This window comes from Calditrichota bacterium, assembly GCA_013152715.1.
Taxonomy (GTDB): domain Bacteria; phylum Zhuqueibacterota; class Zhuqueibacteria; order Thermofontimicrobiales; family Thermofontimicrobiaceae; genus 4484-87.
Window position 1 is genome coordinate 1 of the sequence record JAADFU010000179.1, and the last position, 24,814, is coordinate 24,814.

Below are 24,814 nucleotides of genomic sequence, written 5' to 3' on the forward strand. Positions count from 1 at the left end.
CACTTAATTATCGCATGAGATTCATTCCCTCTTTTTCATTGGCAAGAGTTCGGGCAGAAGACGCATTTGCTATTGCCGCGGATATGGATGTGGTCATGGTTGAATGGGACTTAATAGCACATGCTTCAGTGGCTACCAGTGTTCGCGCACTTAAAGCGGAACCGAGTTCGGTTTACTCGCCAAATACAGCCTGGGAAGCTGGCTACAAAGGACGTGGAATAAATATCGGCATTTTGGATACGGGAGTGGACGACGGACATCCTTCTCTGGATGATATGGATGATGATCCCAGTACTAATGACCCCAAATTTGTCGCCGGATTTGACGCCACTGCCCGCCCGCGCGTGGCAACAAATCCGGATGATGATTACAAATATTACAAAAATGGATATTGGCATGAAATATTCCACGGGACTCACGTCGCTGGCATTGCTCTGGGTACAGGCGGCTCTACTGACAGCGCTGGTGTTGCTCCGGAAGCAAAACTTATCGACGTAAAAGTATTGGACTCAAACGGGCGTGGTCCAGCTTCAGATATCATTGCCGGAATTGAGTGGTGTATCGCCAACAAAAATACTGCCTGGCCCGGCCAGCAGCCGGAAAATTATGGCATCGATGTGTTGAATATGAGTCTTGGCTTTGGCTATTCTTCCGACGGGCAAGATGCTGTGTCACGAGTTGTCAATAAGGCAGTTGCCGCAGGATTAGTCGTTGTCTGTGCGGTTGGAAATGATAATTTGACAAATATGATCGCCAGCCCCGCTGCGGCGGACGGCGCAATTGCTGTGGGCTCGGTAAATGACATGGGAACAATTACCCGCACCGACGATATCATTTCTTCACATTCTAACTGGGGATCGAACCGAGGACCCAGATTGTCCGATGGCGATTCCGATCAAATGGACGAACTAAAACCTGACGTTACTGCTTACGGTTCAGGGATCATTTCCGCCAAAGGAATCGACCCCGGCCAGAATGGGACAGAATGGCATGAATTGAGCGGGACTTCCATGGCGACGCCTCACGTTGCTGGTGTTTGCGCGCTCATTCTGCAAGCCCATTCCCAGTTTTTGCCGCACGACGTCAAAAACGTGTTGCGCGTTTCGGCAGAGGACAAAAACGGCACATACAACTCAAGCCTGAGTACGAAGTACGATGTCGATTACGGCTGGGGAATCGTTGACGCCTACGAAGCAGTAACGACAACTAATGTGCCACCTGATCTGTGGATTTCACGTAAACCTGTCTGGTGGAGTTCAAAAGATATCTGGTTGACAAATCCGCCGTTTGTCGGGCAAGCGAATACAATCTACGCGCGCATTCACAACACTTCAGGTACTGCTGCTAATGGAGTTACTGTTACTTTTAAAGCAGGAATTTTCGGAATAGGCCAACCCAATTGGCTCTGGCAGCAGACCACAACAATTTCAGTTGCCGGGACAGGAACCGTGGTTGCTTCGGTTCCCTGGACGCCTACGGCGGCATTGCTGCAAAAAGGTCCGGGGCATACCTGCATTCGGGTAGAAATTAGCTACGCCCAAGACCCCAATACGCAAAATAATATCGCGCAAAAAAATCTCGATGTCATGCAGTCTACTAGCTCTAGCATGTTTACTTTCCGTGCCTGGAATCCTTTTGACGCACACAAAGAAGCATTTTTTGGCATGAACAGGGAAAATTTGCCCGAAGGATGGGGCGCGTATTTTGAGCCGGACACATTTTTTACGTTCAATTATGCCGATAGCGCCGATATTTTCGGAGAAATTTTCCCGGGACCTTATGCTTCAGTTTCTGACACTGGCGTTATTCAAATTGCTGAATTTTTCAAAGGAAGTATTGCTCCGGTCGGAGGAGTGACCATTTCCCTCGCGGTGCAAGCAGCTCCTGCAAAAATCGTTTTGCCTGACACGTTCGCCGCCTATCTGGACACTATTCTCATCCCGATCACTGTAACGACAGATTCGATGATTGGAGTAGCCCAATTCGTCATCGATTATGACTCTACAGTTGTCGAATTTTTAGGCGCTGACATCGGATCGGACATCGCCGGCTTTACCCATGAGGTTCAAACAGAGCTTCCCTTTCCACCTTCTTCAATGCCGGAAACCAATAATAATTTTCTTGTCCAATTGAATGGCGGCGGGACGAATTTCTTCTCCGGCCAGAACCAGCAAGTCGCGCTATTGAGTTTTGTTGTCATCGATTCCACGATTGACCACGGAACTCCGCTGATACTTGACACAGAAAACGGAAGATCTTTTTTGACAACGAGCCATCTTCATGACATTTTTGGGGATGAAATGAGCATTTTCCCTGGCGGAATCATTGTGCGGCAATACAAATGGCCGCTCACCTTGAGAGATATTTTGGATTTAATCGACCCGGCGCGGCCAGTTAGCGGCGTTAAAGTAACAATCCTGGTCAACGATCAAACTTTCGTTGACACGACTGACAGCGAAGGTTTTGTCTATTTTTCTGAAATTCCGGCCGGCGATCTCGTCATCTCACAAACGAAAGAGGGCGATCTGCGTAGCGCAATTACCGGGACAGACGCACTTTTAACCTTGAGATATCTGGCATTCATGGAGAGTCTTGATGACGGGCAAATGATTGCCGCTGACGTGAACAGAGACAGTAGGGTTACCGGGAGTGACGCTCTCGCCATTTTGCGTTACCTGGCATTTTTTAGCTCGGACATCGCCAGCACGGGCAGGTGGGATTTTATCGCAGCGACACCTCTGCCCATTCCTTATCCTTTTCAAGCGCCAACGCAATTAGATTATCATTCCTACCTGTTCGGAGATGCTAATTTGAGTTGGGGATTGCGACTGAATTCTCCCGCCTTGCTAAAAAATGCCAATGGCGAACTGCCACAAATTAATATTGGTGGCAACATGCCGGATATTCGGAACAACGAAATTGTCGTTCCGATAGCAATTCAGCCCATGAAATCTGAAGCCAATACGATCATTTTCACCCTGAATTTTGATCCGAGTTATTTCGTCTATCAAGCAACACAAACGACGGATTTAGCAGATGGTTTCATGATTGCTGCCAACGGCGAAGAAAAAGGCAAAGTTCACATTGCCATGGCCGGAGTGAGCGGAATAAACAACCAAGGCGAGTTTCTGAAAATTTCCTTCACTACTTTAGACAAAAAGTCTGGTTCAGAAACTAAAATGTGGTTATCCGACATCGCCATTAATGATTTGAAAATTGAAAATCCGGTTCCGTTTCAGATTAATCTTGCTGAGAAAGGGACTGCCGCGCCGAATACTTTTGTGCTCGCACAAAATTACCCCAATCCATTCAACTCGGAAACGACAATCCGCTACGGTATCCCCAATAGCGTAGATAAAAAAATACAAGTGACGCTGAATATTTACAACACCAGCGGACAATTAGTGCGCACTTTGGTAGACGAGAAAAAGGCTGCCGGGTATTATTCTGCGCGTTGGAATGGCAGGGACAATTGGGAAAAACCGGTGGCGACAGGAATTTATCTATTCCGGCTGCAAGTCGGGAAATTCAATGCGACGAAAAAAATTCTTATGCTCAAATAGCCAGTTCAATTTTTTAGTCAAAAAGAAAAAGGTGCAATCTCCTCGTCCAAAAAGGAGATTGCGCCATCATTTCTGTTTTCCTTTTCGCCAAGGAGGTTAAATCATGCTAAAATATAAATTCATCGCCGTCTTTTTCGCATTGATCGTTTTTTCCGGCGCAGTTAGGGGACAATATTTAGCCACGCTAAATTTGCCCGATACGACCGCGGCGCACAGCGACACTATCGACGTGGCAATTAAAGTGTCCACAACATACGAAATCGGGCTGGCGCAATTCATCCTTGAATTTGACACTACAGTTGTTCGGTTCATCGATGCACACAGCGGCGCAGACGCGGCAAGTTTTGTGATGTCTAAAAATATGAATCTTCCTTTTGCACCGACGTCGAGTTCGGCTAACGGGAATTTTCTGCTTCAATTATCGGGCGGAGGTACGAGTACTTTCAGCGGACAGGACAAAGAAGTCGCCGTCACTACCTTCGTTGTAAAAAGCGCTTCCGGAACCACGCCATTGATTTTCGATCCGGCAGCGAATCACACATTTCTGTCGACAACGACGCTGACAGACATCAGCGGCGGCGACATCAATTTTATCAATGGTAGCATTACCAGTATGTCGTCAGATGTAAAGAACCCTGAAAATTTCACCGCACCGAAAAATTTTCTTTTGCGACAGAACTACCCCAATCCATTCAATCCGACGACAACTATTCAGTTTGAGCTGCCGGCGCTTTCATTCGTAAATCTGAAAATTTTTGACGCGATGGGCAGAGAAATCAGGACGTTACTGCGTGAGAAATTACCTGCCGGGCAGCACAGAATTGTGATCGATGCAGAAGACTTGCCATCCGGCGTGTATTTCTATCGACTGCAGGCGGCAGGCAAGAGTGCGACAAAAAAGCTCATTCTGCTGCGCTAAATTTTTTCTATCCATTTGAAGAAATGTCATTCATTAGGTTACGAATGGCATTTCTTTTATGGCTAATTTTCTCTACAGGTTATTGAAAATAAAATTTTCACCCGCAATCTTCCCGCTAATGATTCGCAAAAAAACTCCATCGGGCAAAATAAATGTTGACTTCAATCCATTTTCCACGTATATTGTAATCTTTAATTTTTACAAATTATAGGGAAGAATTTTGGCATTCGAAAGACTAAAATCATTAGCGCGGCTGAGACCGTATCTGGTAAAACATCGCCGGGAACTTGTCATTGGGTTTATTTTTACGGTTTTTTCTAACACAATTTTTGCAATTATGCCAAAAGTTTTACAGTTTGCCATCGACAAAATCAAAGAAGGCGTTCCGGCGAGTCAACTCTTTCGTTACGGCTTGCTGCTAATTGGGATGACCGCTGTCTATGCAACGACGCGCTTCATTTTGCGCCGCATCATTTTCAGCGCGGGTCGCAAAATTGAATATGAATTGAGAAACGATTTTTTTCAACATTTGCAAAGTCTTTCCCTGTTATTTTTTGTGAAAAACCGCACCGGAGATCTGATGTCCCGCGCGGTTAACGACATTCGCCAGATCGCCATGACGTTGGGCAGAATTTTTGTGTTTTTGTTCAGCAACTTCATTGTTTTCACTATTTCCATTTATCTCATGCTTTCGACCAGCGTCTCTCTGACTTTGCTCGTTCTCATTCCTTTTCCGCTCGTTTTGGTTGTCGTTTACAAAACTATTGATTTTTTCTTTCATATTTATGAAAAAATTCAGGCGGAATTTGCTGACATCACCACTCTGGCGCAAGAAAATATTTCCGGCGTGCGCGTGGTCAAAGCGTACTTGCTGGAGAATCAGCAATTAGACAAATTTCACGAATTAAATCGCATCTATTTGAAAGAAAATCTTCGTCGGGCGAAAGGACAGGGATTTCTGAGCGCATCCATGGAAGTTTTGTTCAGTTTCTCTCTGGTTTTGCTGCTCGGATTTGGCGGCATGGCGGTGATTCACGATAAAATCAGTATTGGTGCATTTGTTGCGTTTACCGTTTGGGTGAATATGCTGGCGTGGCCTATTATTTCATTTGGCTGGATTTACAATCTGATTCAGCGCGCCGCCGCTTCGATGGCGCGGATCAATAAAATCTGGGAGCAAAAACCGGAAATTCAGGATACCGACTGCAAAGATGACTCAATTAAAAATATTAATGGAAATATTGAATTTCAAAATATTTCCTTTGCCTACAATGGCGAGCCGGTGTTAAAAAATATCAGCTTTTCTGTCGAGGCGGGAAAAACGCTGGCAATCGTGGGACCGACCGGCAGCGGCAAAACCACTTTGGTGAATTTGATCTCGCGTTTGATTGATCCGGATTCCGGAAAAATTTTCATCGACGGGCATGATATTCAGTGCATCCCGCTCAAGATTTTGCGAAAGAATATCGGGTATGTTCCCCAGGAAACTTTTCTGTTCTCGGATACGATTCGCGAGAACATCGCTTTTGGCAACGACGAGGTTTCAGACGAAGAAATTGAATGGGCGGCGACAATTTCCACGATCAAAGACGACTTGATGAAATTCCCGGAGAAATATGAAACGCTCATCGGCGAACGCGGCGTGAATCTTTCCGGCGGACAAAAGCAGCGCACCGCCATTTCCAGAGCGCTGTTGCGGAAGCCGAAAATTCTCATTCTCGATGATGCGCTGTCTTCCGTGGACACTTACACCGAGGAAAAAATTTTGCGCGCGCTGAAAGAGAATCATTTTCAACAAATAAATATCGTCATCTCGCACAGAATTTCGTCGATAAAACATGCTGATCTGATTCTTGTTTTGAAAAAAGGGGAAATTGTCGAGCGCGGGACTCACGAAGAATTGCTCAGACAAAAAGCGTTTTATGCAAAATTGTACGAACAGCAACTATTGGAGCAAGCTTTGGAGGAAATTTAGTCCAAAGTCTCAGACGATTTGAAATGAAATTTTGAACATCAGAAACGTACTGATGAAACACAGACAATGACAAAGGAACATTCAACGTGGCGCCACAATTTGAAGAAGAAGAAATATTAGGAAAGGCGTACGATAGCCGGCTTTTTAACAGGCTTCTCGTTTATTTGCGGCCTTATAAATTTCAGGTGATATTAGGCGTGGCGTTGCTTTTGCTCGGAACGTTGCTGGAATTGGCCGGTCCGTACATTATGAAAATTTCGATTGACCGGTACATTGCCGTTAAAATTGCTCAGGGCTTGTGGAAATGGGTGCTCTTGTACGTGGTTGTTCTGGTTCTTCATTTTGGCGTACATCTGGTTCAAGTCTATCTGATGCAATGGATCGGTGAAAATGTGGTTTTTGACATCAGGGTCGCTGTGTTTAAGCACCTGCAATCTTTGTCGCTTTCTTTTTTTGACAAAAATCCGGTCGGCAGGCTCGTCACGCGCGTGACGACGGATGTGGAAACTTTGAACGATTGGTTTTCCGCGGGAATCGTGTCCATTTTCGGCGATATTTTTCTGCTCACCGGAATCGTCGTCGTCATGTTGAATATTCAGTGGAAGTTGGCATTGGTGACTTTTTCCGTGCTTCCGCTGCTCATCGGGATCACGGTATTTTTCCGCATTCGCATCCGAAACGTTTATCGTGAAATCCGCGCCAGGATTGCCAGGCTAAATTCGTTCTTGAACGAAAACATCACCGGCATGACCATCGTGCAGATTTTCAATCGCGAACACCAAAAATTTCGCCAATTCAAGGAATTGAACAAGAGCTACCTGGAGTCGCATCTGCGAAATATTCTTTATTATTCGATCTTTTTGCCATCGATTGAACTTATCCAATCCATTGCTCTGGCGCTGATTATCTGGTTCGGCGGGATGTGGTATTACAAAGGAGAAGTCACTTTTGGCATTCTGGTGCTTTTCATTCAATATTCCAGAAGATTCTTTCGTCCCATTTCCGATTTGACGGACAAGTACAATATTATGCAATCCGCCATGGCGTCTTCAGAAAGAATTTTTCATTTATTGGACGAAAAACCAAACATCGAAAATCCGCCCCAGCCGGAGCAATTAAGATCTTTCTCCGGTCACATCGAATTTCGTAACGTCTGGTTTGCCTACCGCAATTTGCCGGACAATTCGCCAGAATTTGTGCTCAAAAATATATCGTTTGAGGTCAGGCCCGGCGAGAAAATCGCTTTCGTCGGCGCCACTGGGGCGGGCAAAAGTTCAATTATTAATTTATTGTGTCGGTTTTACGATTGTACCAAAGGCGAAATTTTGCTGGATGGAATGAACATCAAAAATCTGGAAGTTAGCGATGTCAGACACCATATCGGTCTGGTTCTTCAAGATGTTTTTATTTTTGCCGATACAATTAAAGAAAATATCCGCCTGGGAAATCGGGAAATCGAAGACGAAAAAATTCAACAATTGGCGCAATATGTCAATGCACACCAATTCATCGCACAACTTCCCGCGAGATACGAAGAGCCAATGATGGAAAGAGGCGCCTCTCTCTCCACCGGGCAAAAACAGCTACTTGCCTTTGCTCGGGCTTTGGCGTACAATCCGACTGTTTTGATCCTAGACGAAGCCACCTCCAGCGTGGACACTGAATCCGAGATACTGATCCAAAATGCGTTGAACAAACTCATGAAAAGCCGCACTTCAATTTTCATCGCCCATCGGCTTTCCACCGTCCAGAATTGCGACCGCATCATTGTTTTGCACAAAGGCGAAATCAGGGAGCGGGGAACGCATCAGCAATTGCTTCGTCAGAAAGGAATCTATTACAAATTGTATCGGTTGCAATATCTGAGCACAGAAAAAGAAGGTTTTTAAGACTCATTGAAGTACTGGTTGATACAACGTAACTATAGTAAACTAACTGCTTTAGCAGTTTTTCCTTTTCTCAATTTAGAAATTTAGGTAAAACTTAAATTAATTAATTTATATCTGTATTCCCGAAAACATTCTTTTAAAAATGATTATCGAAACTACAAACTCGAAACTATAATTTTACAGCAATAGCTGCACAAAAACAAATGTAATTTTTCAAAAAAACAGGAGTCTCTCATGGATCGAAATGTCATCGGCGTCATTGTCGGTTTTGCCTTTGTCTTTTTGATGATTTTTGTCGCGACGGTCATTCAGAAAATTTTCAAATTGAGTAATGACTTCAGCCGGAAAATTATCCACATTTCTGTGGGAAACTGGCTATTTTTCGCGCTCTATTATTTTACAAAATGGGAGTACGCAATCATTGGCCCTGTGGTTTTCATTTTTTTGAATTATTTGTCCTACCGCACAAATTTATTCGCTGCCATGGAGTTGAAAGAAAAAAATCCGGGCACAGTCTATTACGCGATTTCGCTGACAATTTGCACCTTGCTCACTTTTGTACCGAGTCCGATCCGTTATTTGCCATTTTTGGGAATACTGGCAATGACCTGGGGCGACGGTTTTGCTGCGGTCATCGGGAAAAATTTTCCCGTCAAGCAAATTCGTCCGGGAAAATCGTGGGGCGGCAGTCTGGCATTTTTTGTCTTTGCCGGTCTTTCAGCAGCAGTTTATTTGTTCATTTTTCAACCGGAAATGGCGGCAAGCCGCATGAGTCAATTAGCAATCGGCACCGCTTTTTTGGGAGCAGTGATTGAAATCTTTTCGCCGAAAAACACGGACAATTTGACCGTACCGATCATCATCGGCGTGCTGGCGTTCGTCCTGGGAATTTAATCAATAAATTTCGAGGGTACGATTTTGAAAAGGAATTCATTTTTTTGTTGACTATTAATTTCATTTGTCTTATTTTAGGAAAGTTTTGACCAAGTCAGAAGAAGGCGGATGAATTTTAACAAAAAATTAGATCAAATTTGCCAGGGAAAAAATAGTCTGGTTTGCGTGGGCATCGACGTTGATCTGGAAAAAGTGCCACCATTCATTGCCCGAGAAAAAAATGCGCTGGTGAAATTCAGTAAAGTGATCATTGACGCCACGCTTCCGTTTGCCGCCGCCTACAAAATTAACACGGCGTTTTTCGAAGCCTATGGCGCGGAAGGCTGGAAAGCAATGGCGGAAATCGCGGAATATTTGCCCGATGACGTGATCAAAGTCGCTGATGCCAAACGCGGCGACATCGGCAACACGTCACGCCGCTACGCCAGAGCATTTTTTGAGAAGCTGCCTTTTGACGCGATCACTGTCAGCCCCTATCTGGGCTTTGACAGCGTGGCACCGTTTTTGGAGCAAAAAGAAAAAGGCGCTTTTGTGCTCTGCCACACGACAAACAAAGGCGCTGAGGATTTTCAGCGCGTAAGCGACGGACAAAATCAACTTTATGAAATTGTCGCGGCAAAAGTTCAATCGTGGAATGCGTTGGACAATTGCGGACTGGTGGTCGGCGCCACATATCCGGAGCAGATGCGGGAAGTTCGCGCGTTGGCGCCGGAGTTGCCGTTTCTCGTTCCCGGGCTCGGCGCTCAGGGCGGAGATTATGAATTGGCCGTTTCCTACGCCACAGATGAAAATGGCAGGGGAGCAATTTTTAACGCCAGCCGCAGCATTTTGTACGCTTCGTCCGGAAAAGATTTTGCCGAACGGGCGGAAGAAGCTGCCAGAGAGATGAAAGAAAAAATTAATTCCATTCGTGAAAATAAACGAGGCAACTAGTGACAAAAGAGGAAGCATTACATATTTTTCGTGAGACAGGCGCTCTGTTGGAAGGACATTTTTTATTGACGTCGGGTCTGCACAGTCCGCAATATTTTCAGTGCGCGCGGGTGCTGCAATATCCGAGAATGGCGCAGAAATTGTGCGGAGAAATTGCCATTCCTTTCGTGGGTGCAGACATCGACGTGGTTGTCGGGCCGGCGATGGGCGGCATTGTGGTGGCGCAGGAAGTCGCGCGATTGATTGACGCCAGAGCTATTTTTGCCGAACGCGAAGAGGGAAAAATGACTCTTCGCCGCGGATTTGAAATAAACCCGGGCGAGCGAGTGCTCGTCGTGGAAGATGTGGTTACCACCGGCGGCTCGATCAAAGAAGTGATGGAATTGATTCGCAAGTTGGACGGCGATATTGTGGGCGCTACTTTTTTGGTCGATCGCAGCCAGGGCAAAGTAAAATTTGACGTTGCGGTGACTTCGCTGTTGCAAATGGACGTGGTAACTTACACGCCAGAAGACTGCCCTTTGTGCAAGGAAAATATTCCTCTGGTCAAACCCGGCAGTCGCAAAATAGCGAAAAGTTAAAAATTTATAAGTTGAATATGAGAGAGGTCGACAATAAATGGCAAAAGAAGTGATGAAATTGGGCGACATTGTCTGCTCCATCGACGCGGAGACTTCCTATCGTGTGCTGCGCAATCAGGAAGAAGATTTTACCATCGCCAGGGAAAAGCCGCGATTGAAAGCAGAAGTTTTGATTTCCGAACAGGAAAACGGCTGGGTGAATTATAAGCTTCCCGACGCGCCGGGTTCCATTCGGGCAAATCCGTTGGGCGCGGAAATCATCAGTCAATGTCGAGGTAAAAAAATGATTGAAACGATTGCTTACGATTTAGCTGATAAATACGATGTTGACGACGACGATGAATTTTTGGAACAAGTCAAAACTTTTTTGAATATTTTTAAAACGTACAAACTAATCTGAGAGAGATAATGAGCAAATTACTGGACTTAGTGAAAGAAAAGTCAATCGTAATTTCTGACGGCGCCTGGGGCACGCTGCTGCATGAAAAGGGTCTTCCTCCCGGCGAATGTCCCGAGTCGTGGAATGTTTCCCATCCGGATATCGTCAGGCAAATTCCGGAAGGCTATATTGCTGCTGGTTCGGAAGTTGTGTTGACTAACAGTTTCGGCGCCAGCCCGTTGAAGCTTGGGTTGTTCAATCTCAGCGAGTCGGCACATGATTTCAACTTTGCTGCGGCAAAAATTTCGCGCGCAGCAGCCGGCGACGAGGTGCTTGTGTTAGCCTCTGTCGGCCCGACCGGACAGTTTTTGGCGCCATTGGGAGAAATTTCAGAAAAAGAAATGATTGAAAATTTTCGGACGCAAATAAAGGGTCTGGCCGACGGCGGCGCCGATGCAATTTTGATTGAAACCATGTCTGACATCGGCGAGGCGAGCTGTGCGGTCAGAGCGGCGCAGGACGTGTGCGATCTGCCAATTTTAGTTTCCATGACCCTGGAAAGAGGGAAACAGGGCTATCGCACGCTGATGGGCAACAGTGTTGCAGAAATTGTGACATTTTTTACAGCGGCAGGCGTGGACATTTTGGGTACGAATTGCGGCAACGGCACCGCCGGGATCGTGGAAATCGTGCAGGAATTTCGCAGCTTCACCGACAAACCGATTGTCGCGCATCCCAATGCCGGTTTGCCTGTCGTGCAGGATGGTGAGACGATTTTCCCGGAGAGACCTGATGAAATGGCTTCTTTGGTGCCTGATCTGGTTGAAGCCGGCGCTAATATTATCGGCGGTTGCTGCGGCACAGGCCCGGATCACATTCGCGCGATTGCGCAGCAAGTACGCGCCATTCGGGCGCAAAAATTCTAACTGTGGGACTCAACCTATTGAAAAAAATCTACGGAAGGGCGGTTAGTTTTGAACGAAGAAGAGATACTTGTTATTTTTCAGCCAAAAAATAAAACGGTCAAAGTTTCTATTGGCACCGATCTTGTGGATGCCGCTGAGAAGGCTGACATCATTATTCCGACTCCCTGCGGGAAAATCGGCAAATGCGGCAAATGCAAAATAAAAATTACAAACATTGAATTGCCTTTTACTCTGCAGGAAGAATTCTGGCTGACACCTGATGAGCGCGAGTCGGGTATTCATCTGGCGTGTCAGGTCAAAGTGGAAGCGCCGCTGGTTGTCGAGATCATCAGCGAAGAAAAAGCAGCGGAAACGAAAATTTTGACCTACGATTTGGCGACTGATTTTGACATTGATCACCATTTGGAAAAAAAATATGTCGAGTTTCAAGCGCCGGACATTGAAAATCAAATTGATGATATCGAAAACCTCGAAGCGAGCGCTTTACAGGATGATCATGCCGTAGATTTGCCGCTGTCTATTTTTCAAAATTTACCAACCTTTTTGCGCAAAAATGATTTTCACGCAACAATCGTTCTGGAAGGGAACCGCATCCTTTCGCTCGAATCATCGGATACGTCTGCGCGACTGTTTGGCGTTGCCGTGGATCTGGGGACGACCACCATCGTGGGCTCGCTCGTTAACATGTACGGCGGAGAAATTTTAGCAATCGCCGCGCGCACAAATCCGCAGGCAAAACACGGCGCCGATGTGATCAGCCGCGTGAAATACGCTACATCCGAACCGGGCGGTCTGGGGAAATTGCAAAGCAGTGTTGTGGAAGCCATCAATGAAATTATTGACGAATTGTGCGAAAAGTCGGAAGTGAATTGCCGGGAAATTTATGAGTTGAGTCTGGCGGGAAACACGATCATGAATCATCTTTTTTTGGGCGTTTCTCCGCAGTACATTGCCGAAGCACCTTACATCCCCGCTTTTCGCATAAGCCAGAGATTTAATGCCACAGAATTAGGCGTCACAATTCAGCCGCGGGGCTCTGTGGTTACGTTGCCCAATATTTCCGGTTATGTGGGCGGCGACATCGTCGGTTTCATTTTGGCGAGTTCCATTCACAAAGCGGAAAAGATCACGCTGGGAATCGACATCGGCACCAACGGCGAGATTGTGCTGGGCAACAAAGATCGGTTGCTTTGCTGTTCCGCTGCGGCAGGCCCCGCATTTGAAGGCGGACAGATTAGTTGTGGCATGCGCGCCGCGGAAGGCGCTATTGATAAATTTGCCGTCGGCAACGATCAGGTTTTCTACCACGTGATTGGCGAGACAGACCCCAGGGGCATTTGCGGCACAGCGCTGGTGGACGCCGTTGCTGAACTTTTGCGAGTCGGCGTGATTAACGAAACCGGCAGAATAGTCGTGGAGGAAGCGGAAAAACTTCCTGAATGGCTGCGAGAAAAAATTGTCTCTGAAGATAAAAAAATTGCTTTCAATATCGCCGAGCCAAACAAACCGGAAGCTTTGCCTTTGCAAATTACCCAGCAAGATATTCGCGAATTGCAATTAGGAAAAGGCGCCATCGCTGCGGGAATTGAAATTTTGTGCAAGGAATTGAACATTTCCACTGCAGACATCGAAGAGGCGCTCATCGCTGGCGCTTTTGGCAGTTATTTGAATAAATACAACGCCCGAACCATTGGTTTGATTCCAAATATCCCGCTGGAAAGAGTGAAATATGTCGGCAATGCCGCCAGCCTCGGCGCGAAAAAATTTCTTCTCTCCAAACGCGAACGAGACGAAGCGGAAAAAATCATCCGACAGACCGAATACATTGAATTGTCTTCGCGATTGGATTTTCAAGAAGTTTTTGCGGAGAAGATGTTTTTTGAGAAGGATGCTTTATAAGTGTGCGCCATCTTTGCGATGGGGTACACTTGGTTTTTTTGTTGTTTTCGGGAAAGAACTCGTTTTGGGAATATCTCACAAGTGTACCCCACCTATTGGTGGAGCACACTTGAATTTAAGGAACAAATCTCCAAATTTTTGGTAATCTAAATATCATGAAAAAATTCCGAAAAAATAAATATTTGATTTTTGTTGTCGCATCATGGCTGGCGGCGCGGCTCAAGCTGACTTTTGAGTTTTCGCGATTAGCGCTGTTCCGCGTGAAGCCTGGCGCAGAAGTGAGATTCGTGATCCGGCAGCATCGTTGGTTGCGCCACAGTGATTGGTGCTGGGATAGCGATAGATTTTCCGTCATCAAATTCGACGACGCGCAGGAAAAAATTATTGTGCATCAATTTCCGGTAATTTCAGAAAATTAGACAAAGAGGACAATTTTTTGGCAGGGAAAGTTAAGAGAGCAATTATCTGCCCCAATTGCGGCAAACTCATCAGCGCCAATGCAGAAGAGTGCTACTATTGCGGACTAAAACATCCGGGCAAACTTGGGATGCATTCATTCATTCAGCGAATTTTCGGTACAAAAATAACGATGGTGAACGCCATCATTTATTTCAGCGTCGTATTGTTCGTGATAGCTTTAGCCATCGACCCGAGAGCGATTTTGCGGTCAGGAGGCGGATTTTTGAGTCTGCTGAGTCCCAGTTCCAAGGCGCTGGTGATTTTAGGCATCACCGGCGCGCGTTCGATGTACGGCGGTCAGTACTGGACTTTGATTACGGCGATTTATTTGCACGGCGGCTTGTTGCACATTTTGTTTAACATGCTCTGGATTAAACAATTAGGTCCCATGGTAGAACAAATTTTCGGCACGTCGCGGTTTTTCCTGATTTTCACTATTGCCGGCGTCTTCGGTTTCATTCTGTCCAATGCGCTGACCGGCGCTCCGACTATTGGCGCTTCAGGGTCGATTTTCGGGCTGCTCGGCGCGTTGATTTACTACGGACGGGCAAGAGGCGGCACTTTCGGACGGTACCTTTACCCGCAACTGCTTTCATGGGCAGTGATTCTGTTTTTGTTTGGTTTCTTCATGCCGGGAATTAACAACCTGGCGCATTTAGGCGGCTTCATTGGCGGTTACGTTTCCGGAAATCTTTTAGGATACCAGGAAGCGAAGCACGAGTCCCTGGCAATGAGAAAAATCGCCGCCATTTTGATTGTTGTGACCGTTGCATGTTTTGTGATATCTCTGCTGACAATCAAATCCTCGATGATGCTTTATTTCCGATAATGATTGGAATCCAGTAATGAAATTTTCCACAAAATTTGCAGTTTCTCTCGCTGCTGTCGTTTTTGTTTTTTGGCATCGATTTTTGTTCGCGCAAAATTTTGAAGACCAACTCCAGCGCGAGGATAAACATTTTCTCGGCGGGGGAAAAATGTTAGTCTGGGCGTCGGAATATCTGCGCTTTCTTCATTCGTCCGGCTTCCGGGATCACGGCTGTTTTTTGGATGAAAAAGTTGCGCCGTTGTCCACCGTCACTTTTGTTGGCGAAAATTTAAAAGAAATTTCGACAGAGTTTACCTCGCAAACCTGGGTTCCCAGCCATTTCCGAATCGATTATCAAATAAAAAATGCGCTTCATTTCAGCGGTCTGCTCTATGTGGCGCTTTCTTGTAAGTTGGAAATTGCGCCGAAATCAAGAGAATCATGCGATGAGCGCTGCGCAGTGGGCGCTTCGGAACAAAAAGCGATTGAAGCCTTTGACAGCGCGCAAAACATCGACGATTTGATTCAGTCAAGCATTGGCATGAATTAGGCGGATATCAGATTGAATTAAAATAGCATTTCCGGATAAGGAGGCATCTTTTGAAAAAGATAGCAATTTTCTGGACATTGTTTTTTATTTTTGCAAGTTTTCATTTCGTCCAGGGCCAGGAATCGATCAAATTTTCCGGAGTCGACACGCTGATCGATCGCGCTGTGGCTATTTTTTATCAGAAAAAGTTCGATCGTGCAATTTACATTTGTGATTCTATTATCACGGAATATCCGGATAATCCGCTGGGTTATCTGGGTTTGGCTGGCGTGTATCATTTGCTGATGCTCAATTACCGCGTGAGTTATTATGACATGAAATTTGACAGCGTCAGTTCGCTGGCGATCAAGGTCGGAGAAAAAACCATCAAAAAATATCATAACGACGCTTACGCTTATTTTGTGCTCGGCGCGTCTTACGGGTTTCGCGGGCTGAACCGCATTCGCAAAAAAAAATGGCTGGGCGCTTTCCACGATGGATTGAAGGGAATTTCCAACATCAAAAAGGCGCAACGTTTGAACAAAAATCTGTACGACGTTTACTACGCACTCGGACTTTTTTATTACTGGAAAAGCGTGAAGGCGAGATTTCTCACATCGCTGCGGTTGATGAAAGACGAGCGGGAAAAGGGAATTGAATATTTAAAAATTGCCATCAAAAAAGGACATTTGGCAAAGTTGGAAGGAAAATTTGCCCTCATTGAAATTTACTACTACGAAGATCGCTACGAGGAGGCGCTGGAAGAATGTCAAACTTTGGAAGACACATTTAAAGACGATCCCACCTGGAATTATCTCATGGCAAAAATAAACGGGAAATTAAGCCACTGGGAGGACTCGCGAACTTACTTCACGCGCGTTCTGGAATTGCTGGATGAGTTTCCTCTGAAAAGCAACAGCTATTACGCTGAGTGCTACTATGGTCTGGCAAAAGCTGCTTTTGAAATGGAAAATTATGATACCGCTGCGAAAGAAATCAAATTAGCGGAAGAATTCAGTCAAAAAAGCGATAAAAAGAAAGAAATCGAAGGCCCGTTGCTTGATTCTGACCTGGTATTGAAAAGAATGAAAAAGCTAAAAACGCAATTGCAAAAAATGGGCTATGAATTGGAATCGTCGCCGTAAAGTCACTCACTCAAATCACCCGATTATTTAAAATTGTAATGGATCGCCAAAAAAGACGCACTTTCTCGGAGGAAAGAATGCGGGGAAAAAACAGTAAAAAAGTTTTATATTATTCTTCTCCCATTGGCTTCATTGAAATTATTAGCGCTGCGGACGCCATCACCGGCATTTATTTTTGTAAAGAAAAGAGATTACCCGAAGAGAGTACCCCTGTTTTAAAAGAATGTCGCGATCAATTGCAGGCATACTTTGCGGGTCAATTGCAGAAATTTGATCTGCCGTTGTCTTTTTCAGGAACAGAATTTCAACAGCAGGTTTGGCAGGCGCTGCAAAAAATACCTTTTGGCGAAACAGAGTCATATTCGCAAATTGCCAAAAATATTCATCGTCCCAAAGCTGTCAGGGCCGTAGGCGGCGCCAATCATCGAAATCCGATTTCCATAGTGATTCCCTGCCATCGGGTAATTGGCGCAAACGGAAAATTGGTCGGTTACGGCGGCGGCTTGTGGAGAAAGCAGTGGCTATTGGAACACGAAGTGAAGCACAAATAAAAAAAGAGGATAGCACGGCAGGTTTGATTGCTATCCTCTTTATCAAAAAGGTGCGAAAGGAGAAAAAGTGAGCTTTACACAATAACGGGTGGCGGTGGCGGCGGCGGTTTTGGCGGCAGCGGCAGTGGATCGCCTTTTTTCTGCTTTGCCTTTTTCGCCAGATTGTAGTCCGCTGTGAGCTTCTGCTGGTAAAACCCGTTTGTGATCGCTCCAAGTAACACAATGATGAGCAAAACGCTCAAGAGCGCGACAATTAGAGTTTTCATTAACTGGTTCCTCCCCAATAATAAATTTTGATAAATGGAGTTATTTAAATTAGCTTCAAAAACAATGCCAAAAATATTTATGTGTGACAAAAATGTAATATGTCATAAAAAACAAAAAGTTACAAAAAATCGATTCAGTAGTTTTTGTCGCTAAAATTGCCATTATGTGTCAATTTTGCAACGTCGCCGTTCCATCTGTGGACAATCTGCAACAGTTTAAATCGATCTTATTCTAAAATTTCATGGTAACTCATTTTAATATTTGAATGTTTCGTGGCAGTTAGTTTTTATTTCAAATAATTCTCATTGGTTAATAGCGTCATTGAGGCCATTATCAGAAAAATAAAGAAGAAAAACTTTGATAATTGTTAATGTCTTGTAATTATTTTAGCTAATGAAATAGCTAAATCTGGCGTCACGTTTTCAGCGAAAACAACCAATTTATCGTATTTACAATGGTTAATCTGGTTTAATCATATAATCTGCGGTAATTAAAATTGTTATGTCGAATTTTGGAATATTATTTTGTGAATCAAGGGCATATTTAAAAAACAGGATCTTATTGCTTGTCATTTATCGGCTTACATAGTTAAGACGAACTAATCCATGATATTTTGCATTACCTCCTAAAATAAAATCCAAAAATTGCTAAGCAAGAGGGATTGACGCTTATGGAAAAATCGTACGAAAAAATAAGGAAAAAGGCTACAAATTTCGGGCAAGAGCATGTTTTCCGGTTTTGGAACGAATTGGACGAAGATGAGCGACAAAGCTTGTGCGCTCAATTGGAGAGGATTAATTTCGATTTAATGCAGCACCTGAAAGAGCAGTATATTGACAAAAAAGGCCACAAAATCGAAATCGGTGATTTGAAGCCGATCGCCGCCATACCTGTGCCGAATACGCCTGAGCAAATAAGCGCTATGGAAAAGGCGCGGCAAGTGGGAAAACAGAGAATCGCGGCGGGAAAAGTAGCAGCGCTGTTGGTCGCCGGAGGCCAAGGCACGCGTTTGGGTTTTCACGGACCCAAGGGAATGTACCCGATCTGCCCGATGAGCCAGAAAACTTTTTTTCAACTTCACGCCGAGAAAATTCTTTCCCTGCGCAATAAGTTTGGCGTGTCAATCCCGTGGTACATCATGACCAGCGAAACAAATCACCGACAAACTGTGGATTTTTTTCAACGGCATAACTTTTTCGATTTAGCGAAATCGGATGTGATATTTTTTACTCAAGGGATGCTGCCGGCGATGGACGAAAACGGAAAATTCTTTCTCGATGCAAAAAACCATATTTTTACTAATCCTAACGGTCACGGCGGCACGCTCTTTGCGCTGCGGGATAGCAATTGTCTGGAAGACATGGCAAAACGCGGCATTGAGGATATTTTCTATTTTCAGGTCGACAATGTGCTGAACAAAATTTGCGATCCGGTTTTTATCGGTTACCACCATTTGCAGAAATCAGACATGTCGTCTAAAGTCGTGGAAAAAAGATATCCGCTGGAAAAAGTGGGCGTCATTGGCAAGCGCCGCGGAAAAGTGTCGGTGATTGAATACAGCGACATGCCGGAAAAAGACCAGCGCGCGCGCGACGACAGCGGCAAACTCAAATATCGTAACGGCAGCATTGCCATTCACGTGATCGATCGAAAATTCATTGAAAAATTGACGGAAAGCAATTTGAGCCTGCCGTTCCATGTGGCGCACAAAAAAATTACTTACCTTGATGAGCAGGGAAACGAAATCGAACCGGCAGAAGCCAACGGCTACAAATTTGAGATGTTCATTTTTGACGCGCTGCCGTACGCGAAAAATCCGGTGGTGATGATGGTTGATCGAAAAGAAGAGTTCAGCCCGGTGAAAAACAAAGATGGTGATGAAAACACGCCGAAGACCGCTCGCAGAGATTTGATGAATTATTACGCCCGGATGCTGCAGCGAGCGGGTTACGAAGTCGAATTTGACGAGAAAAATAATGTCAAAGGAAAAATCGAAATCAGTCCGCTGTTTGCCGCAACGCCTGAAGATTTGCGGCAGAAATTGGGAGAAAATTTTCGGTTCAGCGGAGAATTGTATTTGCATTAGTCAAAAATTTTATTATATTATGAAAAGAAAATTTGCAGATTCGGCTTGACTTCGGTTTCACGGAGTCAAGCCCTGAACTAAATGAGATCATTTTTCTATGATCAGAAAAATTGCCTACATTGCAGTTCACGCGGCAATCGTTTTCCTCACCCTGATTTTGATCGCGCTGTTAGTGCTGACCAAGGTTTTCTCACCGGAAAAAATCAGAACGCTCATCCGAGATAATTTATCCGTTGCCACCAGCAGAGCAGTGGAAATTGAAGCTGTCTCTTTCAACGCCTTCAAAGGCCTGATGTTGTCGAATGTAAACATCTACGAGAAATCAGACGGGCAAAATACGCCTTCGGACTCGGCGCTATTTTTTCACATTGACAAATTGGAACTGCGCTATTTTCTGCCGGCGCTGCTGAAAATGGAGCTGCAAGTCAACAAAATTGTGTTTGACCACCCGGTTTTTCACCTGGTTCAGGACAGCAGCGGCGCGTGGAATTTTGACGACATTTTTGCCGCGGACACCACGGCGATGGACACTGCGGCAGCGGACACTTCCCCGGGGCAATTGCCTTTCACTTTGAATGTCAAAGAGATTGCTCTGAAAAATTTAGTTGTGCAAGCTGATGTTGCCCAGCGAGACTCACACATTGTCCTGCGCTCCGGCGGTGTGTCTCTCACCGTGAGCGAAACTTTTCTCCCAAAATTTTCTTCAAAAAAATTTGAGAAAAAGGTGCGCACCAAAATCGTTCTTCAGTCGGATGACCAGCCGTGGAATATTTTCATTGAAAATAAAAACACCGGATCGGCGGCGGAATATCAGGCGAAGCTACGAGCGAACCTCAGCGCAAAAGTTCACAGTCTGGAGACATTTTCCGCAACGGCTGCCGTTTCCGTGACGGATGCGCGCGCCCGTTTCCGAAAAAAGACACAGGATTCATTTGATTGGGTAAATTTTCCTCTACCGCAGGTTTTTTCCCTTGGTCTGAATTTGCAGGGAAATGCCAGGTCCGGTGACTTTCAGGTACAGCAACTCGATTTTGCTCTGGGTCAAGAAACAGTTGTTGAACTCACTGGTAAAATTCGTCAGGCATTTAAGGCGCCGTTTTTTGATTTGAAAGTTGTGCGTAGCGATGCTAACTTGGAGCGATTGTTTACCTCGTTCGTTCCCTTTTTGCCAGATTCGCTCCGCGAACAATTAGAGGGACTGAAATTCGCAGGTCGCCTCTCGTTTTTGGGCTCAAAATTTCGCGGCAATCCAACGGCGACCACGCCGGACAGCGCGCTGCAATTTCGGGCGGCGCTTAACCTGCTGAATTTTTCGTTTGAACAAGCGCAGCCACTCACCAAAGTTGAAAATCTCAACGTCGAGTTTTTTGCCACCGGGACAGTGCAAGCGGGGAACATGCAAGACGCGCGCGCTAATTTGAAATTCAACGCGGCACAAATTTTTTCTCTGGCGGACACCGTCGCCTATTCTGCGGAGAAAATCACAGCGGATTTTTATGGGCATTTGAATGCAAATTTTTTGCCCGACACGGTGAACGGAAAATTGAGAATCGGTAATGTGTTCGACTCGCCGCTGACGCTGGCAATTGACGTCAAAGCCAGCGACAATTTCAACAAATTTCTGGCGACGTTGAACCTGAAAAGCGACAGTCTTTCTCTGGGGAAACTGACGCAGGAAGCCGCAGCAGGAAATGCAAGCGTCGCTTTGCAAGTGACGGCGTCTTCGCTGGATTCCATCGTGGCAAATTTACAGATGAAAACCGGCGAGTTGGAAGTGATTTCCGAGCCGGAAAATCTGACTTTTTCTCCGCTAAAAGCTGACGGACGACTGCTTTTCTCCGCGGACACGGCTTTTCAACTCATTCGTCTCAACCCGTCGACGCTGACGGTCGGTGATTTTGCTGATATGTTTTTCTCCGGCGAACTGGCGCTGACGGACTCACCCCGCTTGAAATTGACTGTCGACAGTTTGATTGTGAAACATTCCCGTTTATGGCGCGCGCTGCCGGAAATTTTGACTGAAGAATTGAGCGGGCTCAGCATTCGCGGGAAGACGCGTCTGATCGCCCATTCTGACTTTGATTTGTCCGCTGAAGGAGATTCTGCAATGATTGTCGTCGGCGATGTTTTTCTCAATGGCGGCTTCGATTATCCGGAGCAGTTTATTTCCGTGGGGAAAATTAACTCCCATTTTAGTTTTCATTCCAACGGCTTCTCATCGTCAGCAGCCGGCGCGATTAATGTGGACAGCCTGGTACTCATCGGCGTACAGGATAAGCCGGTGGAGGGGATTCAATTGACGACGAAATTACACATGCCTTCGCCCGAACAAATCGTTGTGGACTCCGCACGTCTGGAAATTCCGCAATGGAAGATGGAATTAACAGCAGCCGGCGCGCTCGACAGTTTGTCCGGCGTGATGAAGGGAAAATTTCGTTCGTTCTTTGCCTTTAATTCAGAAGGCGATACAACGCGACTTTTGAACGATGATCTGGCGCTGTGCGGAAAGCTGTCTTTGAAAAATGACATGCAAATCGCCGGAGACGAGCTTCGCGTCGGTGGCTCCGTGCAAACTGACTGGCTGGACATTTTTTACGCAGATCTGCTGCAAATTGACTCCCTCGCCGGCCGGATCAACTTTGCAGAAGCCCTTGACATGGTCAACGGAACAGTCATTTCCGCAAAATCCGGCACGAATAAAGTCAACAGCGCTCATAAATTTTTTTACGATGTTTTTCGGCCTTACTATTTGACTGATGAGAAAAATCAGTCCGTACTGACCATCAAATCCGTCCGGGCAATGAATTATTTGATTGAAAATTTCCGTAGCGATATTTTAATCAAAAACGAAAAAATTGAAATTCCGAATTTTCAGGCGGACATTTATGGCGGAAATGTTTCCGGACAAATTTTCGTAAACATCGCGGACGGGACGCCGGAAAATATCCAGTGGCTGGTTAAAGCAAATGTCGCCCGGCTCAATTCATCGCGCTTGCTGCCGGCCGGACGCCTGGAGGAAGAATCCGCGGAATTGGACATGACACTGGAATTGAACGGCAAAGGCGTTGATCCGGCAGAATATCTCGAATTGTCCGGCTTTCTTTACGTCACAAAAATCGGCGTCAAATTTACTGACAACATGCTGCAATCTTTGGATCCGCAGCAAACGGACAAGAGCATTCAAGACACGCGAAGGCTGCTCAAGTGGGGTTACAAACCAAAGCTGGTGTCGGTGGAAATTAAACACGATAATTTGTACCCTACGATTCATCTTGTCAAGGGGAGTTTTTTCGCGAAACTGATTCCGCTGAATCTGAGTGGCGGTAAAATCGAATTGGCGCGCATTCCGTTGCAGATAATTTTTTCTTCGCTGGAAACGTCTTCCCAGTGACGAAATGCGGTGTCAGTTATCCGGCGTTAGCTAAAATCAGGAATTTTCCGAGAAAACCTGGGAATGAAAAAGCGACGCAAGACAAACAATCATTTTTGGGATTGTGTTGTAGCGATAACTCTCTAATTTTTTTATAATAAAAACGTACAAAATATATTTTCCTTTCCAAGAGTCGCAAAGTAAACGAACAGTCATTAATTTTCGTCTTAATTGTAGAAATGAAAAAAGATCCGGACGCGAAATTAGTCAAAAGTGCGAAGATGGGCGACAGCAAAGCATTCGGCAGGCTGGTTCGGCGCTATCAGAAAAAAGTACTCTACCTGGCCTATGATCTGGTGGGAAATTACACCGATGCACAGGATGTGGCGCAGAACGCATTTTTTCAGGCGTTCAAAAATATCAACGCATTTCAGGAAAAGTCCGCTTTCTCCACCTGGTTGTACCGAATTACTGCCAATGCCGCGATAGATTTTCAGCGCAGCAAAAAACGGCGACAGGCGTCTTCTTTGAATCAACCGGCTTATCACGACGAGCAAGAAGTGGAAGTGATGGACACTTTGCCGGAAAAAGGGCAGAGCGTAGCCGAGAAAATTGAGCGAGCGGATTTGAGTAAATTAATTCGGGAGTTAGCCGAACAATTGCCGCCGCAGCAGCGCGCGGCATTTGTGTTGAAATATTTCCACGAAAAAACAACGGCCGAAATCGCGGAAATTCTGCATTGCGACGCCGTGACCGTGCGCGGTCATATTTTGCGGGCGACGATAAAGTTGAGAAAAAAACTAAAGGAAGAAAAATGAGAGAATGTCCCAGGCAAAACCTCATCGTGGACTTTGTTTTTCATGAAATGGATGGCGCAGCGCGGAAAAAGTTTGAGGAACATCTGAACAACTGCGACATTTGTCAGATGCGGCTGCAACAATTTGAGGGTACAATTCCGGTCATAAAAAAGATGCGGCGGGATCAGCCCGAGAAAAATATTCTTGAGAATTACCAAAAGACGCTGAAAAATAGTTTTTATCCGAAACTGAGCTTGAGATGGCGGCTGCAAGAATGGCTGGAAGATTTTTTCGTCACTCCGTCGTTGTCGATGAGACTGGCGCAGGCGGCAGCGATGTTGGTGATCGGCGTTCTGCTGGGACGGCTATTCTTTTTCCAGCCGCAGGCCCCTGTTTCGGTAACCAGTAACGCCAATCAGATGATCGCCGCGAACGTTTCCGATCAGCTTTTGCAGCATTATTTGCAGGAAACGGAGATGATTTTGCTGGATGTGGCGAACACCAACCCGGCGGAAGACGCGCAAATGATTTCTTCGATGAAAGAGTTGGCAATTTACCGTCGCTTGTTGCAAAAAACAGTTTTGTGTCGGGAACGCGCCGAGGAATTGAAAGATCCGGCGTTGGCAAATTTGATTGATGAAATTGAATTGATTTTCTTGGATTTGTGCAATGCGGAAGATGAAAGTTTGAATGAAATGCTGCAACACGTGAGAAGCCAGATCAAAGATTCTCATATTTTGCTGGAAATTAACACGGTCGAGCAGCGCGGGATTTGACGGGTTTCGCGTTGCGGACAAACGGGTGACGGTCACTTTTTCGCCGCAATGCAGAGATTTTAGTGTGA

At 45.6% G+C, this 24,814-nt stretch carries 20 protein-coding genes; 19 read left to right on the plus strand and 1 reads right to left on the minus strand.

The window, feature by feature from the left end; all coding sequences use genetic code 11:
* From GXO74_13240 to GXO74_13310, 15 genes are all read left to right on the plus strand, one after another.
* Window positions 1-3,563 (plus strand): S8 family serine peptidase (locus GXO74_13240; protein NOZ62629.1); only part of this gene is annotated, 3,563 nt, incomplete at its 5' end.
* A gap of 103 nt (window positions 3,564-3,666) precedes the next feature.
* Window positions 3,667-4,482: a T9SS type A sorting domain-containing protein gene (locus tag GXO74_13245; GenBank protein NOZ62630.1), complete on the plus strand. Its 816-nt coding sequence runs from the start codon at window positions 3,667-3,669 to the stop codon at window positions 4,480-4,482.
* A 220-nt stretch (window positions 4,483-4,702) separates the two neighbouring features.
* On the plus strand, window positions 4,703-6,457 hold the full coding sequence (locus GXO74_13250) for an ABC transporter ATP-binding protein (protein NOZ62631.1): 1,755 nt from the start codon (window positions 4,703-4,705) through the stop codon (window positions 6,455-6,457).
* An 86-nt stretch (window positions 6,458-6,543) separates the two neighbouring features.
* Window positions 6,544-8,346, plus strand: a complete 1,803-nt coding sequence (locus GXO74_13255) for an ABC transporter ATP-binding protein (GenBank protein ID NOZ62632.1) — start codon at window positions 6,544-6,546, stop codon at window positions 8,344-8,346.
* A 234-nt stretch (window positions 8,347-8,580) separates the two neighbouring features.
* Entirely contained in the window at window positions 8,581-9,240 is a 660-nt protein-coding gene (locus tag GXO74_13260) for a hypothetical protein (GenBank protein ID NOZ62633.1), read from the plus strand.
* 108 nt (window positions 9,241-9,348) lie between these two features.
* Window positions 9,349-10,173 (plus strand): orotidine-5'-phosphate decarboxylase, encoded by an 825-nt coding sequence (gene pyrF / locus GXO74_13265; GenBank protein ID NOZ62634.1) that lies wholly within the window; start codon window positions 9,349-9,351, stop codon window positions 10,171-10,173.
* The gene (locus GXO74_13270) at window positions 10,173-10,754 is read left to right on the plus strand and encodes an orotate phosphoribosyltransferase (GenBank protein ID NOZ62635.1); all 582 of its coding nucleotides are present in this window, start codon (window positions 10,173-10,175) and stop codon (window positions 10,752-10,754) included. Before pyrF ends, GXO74_13270 begins: the two co-directional genes overlap by 1 nt.
* Before the next feature lie 37 nt (window positions 10,755-10,791).
* On the plus strand, window positions 10,792-11,154 hold the full coding sequence (locus GXO74_13275) for a PqqD family peptide modification chaperone (GenBank protein NOZ62636.1): 363 nt from the start codon (window positions 10,792-10,794) through the stop codon (window positions 11,152-11,154).
* Window positions 11,155-11,162: 8 nt separating this feature from the next.
* On the plus strand, window positions 11,163-12,059 hold the full coding sequence (locus tag GXO74_13280; GenBank protein ID NOZ62637.1) for a methionine synthase: 897 nt from the start codon (window positions 11,163-11,165) through the stop codon (window positions 12,057-12,059).
* Window positions 12,060-12,107: 48 nt separating this feature from the next.
* Window positions 12,108-13,958: a DUF4445 domain-containing protein gene (locus GXO74_13285; protein ID NOZ62638.1), complete on the plus strand. Its 1,851-nt coding sequence runs from the start codon at window positions 12,108-12,110 to the stop codon at window positions 13,956-13,958.
* Between the two features lie 155 nt (window positions 13,959-14,113).
* Window positions 14,114-14,377 (plus strand): hypothetical protein, encoded by a 264-nt coding sequence (locus GXO74_13290; protein ID NOZ62639.1) that lies wholly within the window; start codon window positions 14,114-14,116, stop codon window positions 14,375-14,377.
* A gap of 17 nt (window positions 14,378-14,394) precedes the next feature.
* On the plus strand, window positions 14,395-15,246 hold the full coding sequence (locus tag GXO74_13295) for a rhomboid family intramembrane serine protease (GenBank protein ID NOZ62640.1): 852 nt from the start codon (window positions 14,395-14,397) through the stop codon (window positions 15,244-15,246).
* A 16-nt stretch (window positions 15,247-15,262) separates the two neighbouring features.
* Window positions 15,263-15,775, plus strand: coding sequence for a hypothetical protein (locus tag GXO74_13300; protein ID NOZ62641.1), 513 nt, complete (start codon window positions 15,263-15,265; stop codon window positions 15,773-15,775).
* A gap of 50 nt (window positions 15,776-15,825) precedes the next feature.
* Window positions 15,826-16,899 (plus strand): hypothetical protein, encoded by a 1,074-nt coding sequence (locus tag GXO74_13305; GenBank protein NOZ62642.1) that lies wholly within the window; start codon window positions 15,826-15,828, stop codon window positions 16,897-16,899.
* 77 nt (window positions 16,900-16,976) lie between these two features.
* The gene (locus tag GXO74_13310; GenBank protein NOZ62643.1) at window positions 16,977-17,450 is read left to right on the plus strand and encodes a methylated-DNA--[protein]-cysteine S-methyltransferase; all 474 of its coding nucleotides are present in this window, start codon (window positions 16,977-16,979) and stop codon (window positions 17,448-17,450) included.
* Window positions 17,451-17,524: 74 nt separating this feature from the next.
* Here GXO74_13310 and GXO74_13315 read toward each other — a convergent pair whose 3' ends face one another.
* Window positions 17,525-17,716: a hypothetical protein gene (locus tag GXO74_13315; protein ID NOZ62644.1), complete on the minus strand. Its 192-nt coding sequence runs from the start codon at window positions 17,714-17,716 to the stop codon at window positions 17,525-17,527.
* 671 nt (window positions 17,717-18,387) lie between these two features.
* On the opposite strand from GXO74_13315, the gene GXO74_13320 reads away from it, so the two are divergent.
* The 4 genes from GXO74_13320 (at window position 18,388) to GXO74_13335 (ending at window position 24,746) form a co-directional block, all read left to right on the plus strand.
* A complete protein-coding gene (locus GXO74_13320) occupies window positions 18,388-19,803 on the plus strand; it encodes a UDPGP type 1 family protein (GenBank protein NOZ62645.1) in 1,416 nt (471 codons plus the stop codon).
* 97 nt (window positions 19,804-19,900) lie between these two features.
* The gene (locus tag GXO74_13325; protein NOZ62646.1) at window positions 19,901-23,194 is read left to right on the plus strand and encodes an AsmA family protein; all 3,294 of its coding nucleotides are present in this window, start codon (window positions 19,901-19,903) and stop codon (window positions 23,192-23,194) included.
* Between the two features lie 218 nt (window positions 23,195-23,412).
* Entirely contained in the window at window positions 23,413-23,991 is a 579-nt protein-coding gene (locus GXO74_13330; GenBank protein NOZ62647.1) for a sigma-70 family RNA polymerase sigma factor, read from the plus strand.
* Window positions 23,988-24,746 carry a hypothetical protein gene (locus GXO74_13335; GenBank protein ID NOZ62648.1) on the plus strand — a complete coding sequence of 253 codons (759 nt, stop codon included), beginning with the start codon at window positions 23,988-23,990 and terminating at the stop codon, window positions 24,744-24,746. The genes GXO74_13330 and GXO74_13335 overlap by 4 nt, the downstream gene beginning before the upstream one ends.
* Window positions 24,747-24,814 lie beyond the last annotated feature (68 nt).

Excerpts from the sequence above, each read along its gene's own strand:
- GXO74_13245 (NOZ62630.1), top strand. The coding sequence starts at position 3,667 with ATGCTAAAATATAAATTCATCGCCGTCTTTTTCGCATTGATCGTTTTT.
- GXO74_13260 (NOZ62633.1), top strand. The coding sequence starts at position 8,581 with ATGGATCGAAATGTCATCGGCGTCATTGTCGGTTTTGCCTTTGTCTTT.
- pyrF (NOZ62634.1), top strand. The coding sequence starts at position 9,349 with ATGAATTTTAACAAAAAATTAGATCAAATTTGCCAGGGAAAAAATAGT.
- GXO74_13275 (NOZ62636.1), top strand. The coding sequence starts at position 10,792 with ATGGCAAAAGAAGTGATGAAATTGGGCGACATTGTCTGCTCCATCGAC.
- GXO74_13280 (NOZ62637.1), top strand. The coding sequence starts at position 11,163 with ATGAGCAAATTACTGGACTTAGTGAAAGAAAAGTCAATCGTAATTTCT.
- GXO74_13290 (NOZ62639.1), top strand. The coding sequence starts at position 14,114 with ATGAAAAAATTCCGAAAAAATAAATATTTGATTTTTGTTGTCGCATCA.
- GXO74_13300 (NOZ62641.1), top strand. The coding sequence starts at position 15,263 with ATGAAATTTTCCACAAAATTTGCAGTTTCTCTCGCTGCTGTCGTTTTT.
- GXO74_13310 (NOZ62643.1), top strand. The coding sequence starts at position 16,977 with ATGCGGGGAAAAAACAGTAAAAAAGTTTTATATTATTCTTCTCCCATT.
- GXO74_13315 (NOZ62644.1), bottom strand. The coding sequence starts at position 17,716 with ATGAAAACTCTAATTGTCGCGCTCTTGAGCGTTTTGCTCATCATTGTG.
- GXO74_13320 (NOZ62645.1), top strand. The coding sequence starts at position 18,388 with ATGGAAAAATCGTACGAAAAAATAAGGAAAAAGGCTACAAATTTCGGG.
- GXO74_13325 (NOZ62646.1), top strand. The coding sequence starts at position 19,901 with ATGATCAGAAAAATTGCCTACATTGCAGTTCACGCGGCAATCGTTTTC.
- GXO74_13330 (NOZ62647.1), top strand. The coding sequence starts at position 23,413 with ATGAAAAAAGATCCGGACGCGAAATTAGTCAAAAGTGCGAAGATGGGC.
- GXO74_13335 (NOZ62648.1), top strand. The coding sequence starts at position 23,988 with ATGAGAGAATGTCCCAGGCAAAACCTCATCGTGGACTTTGTTTTTCAT.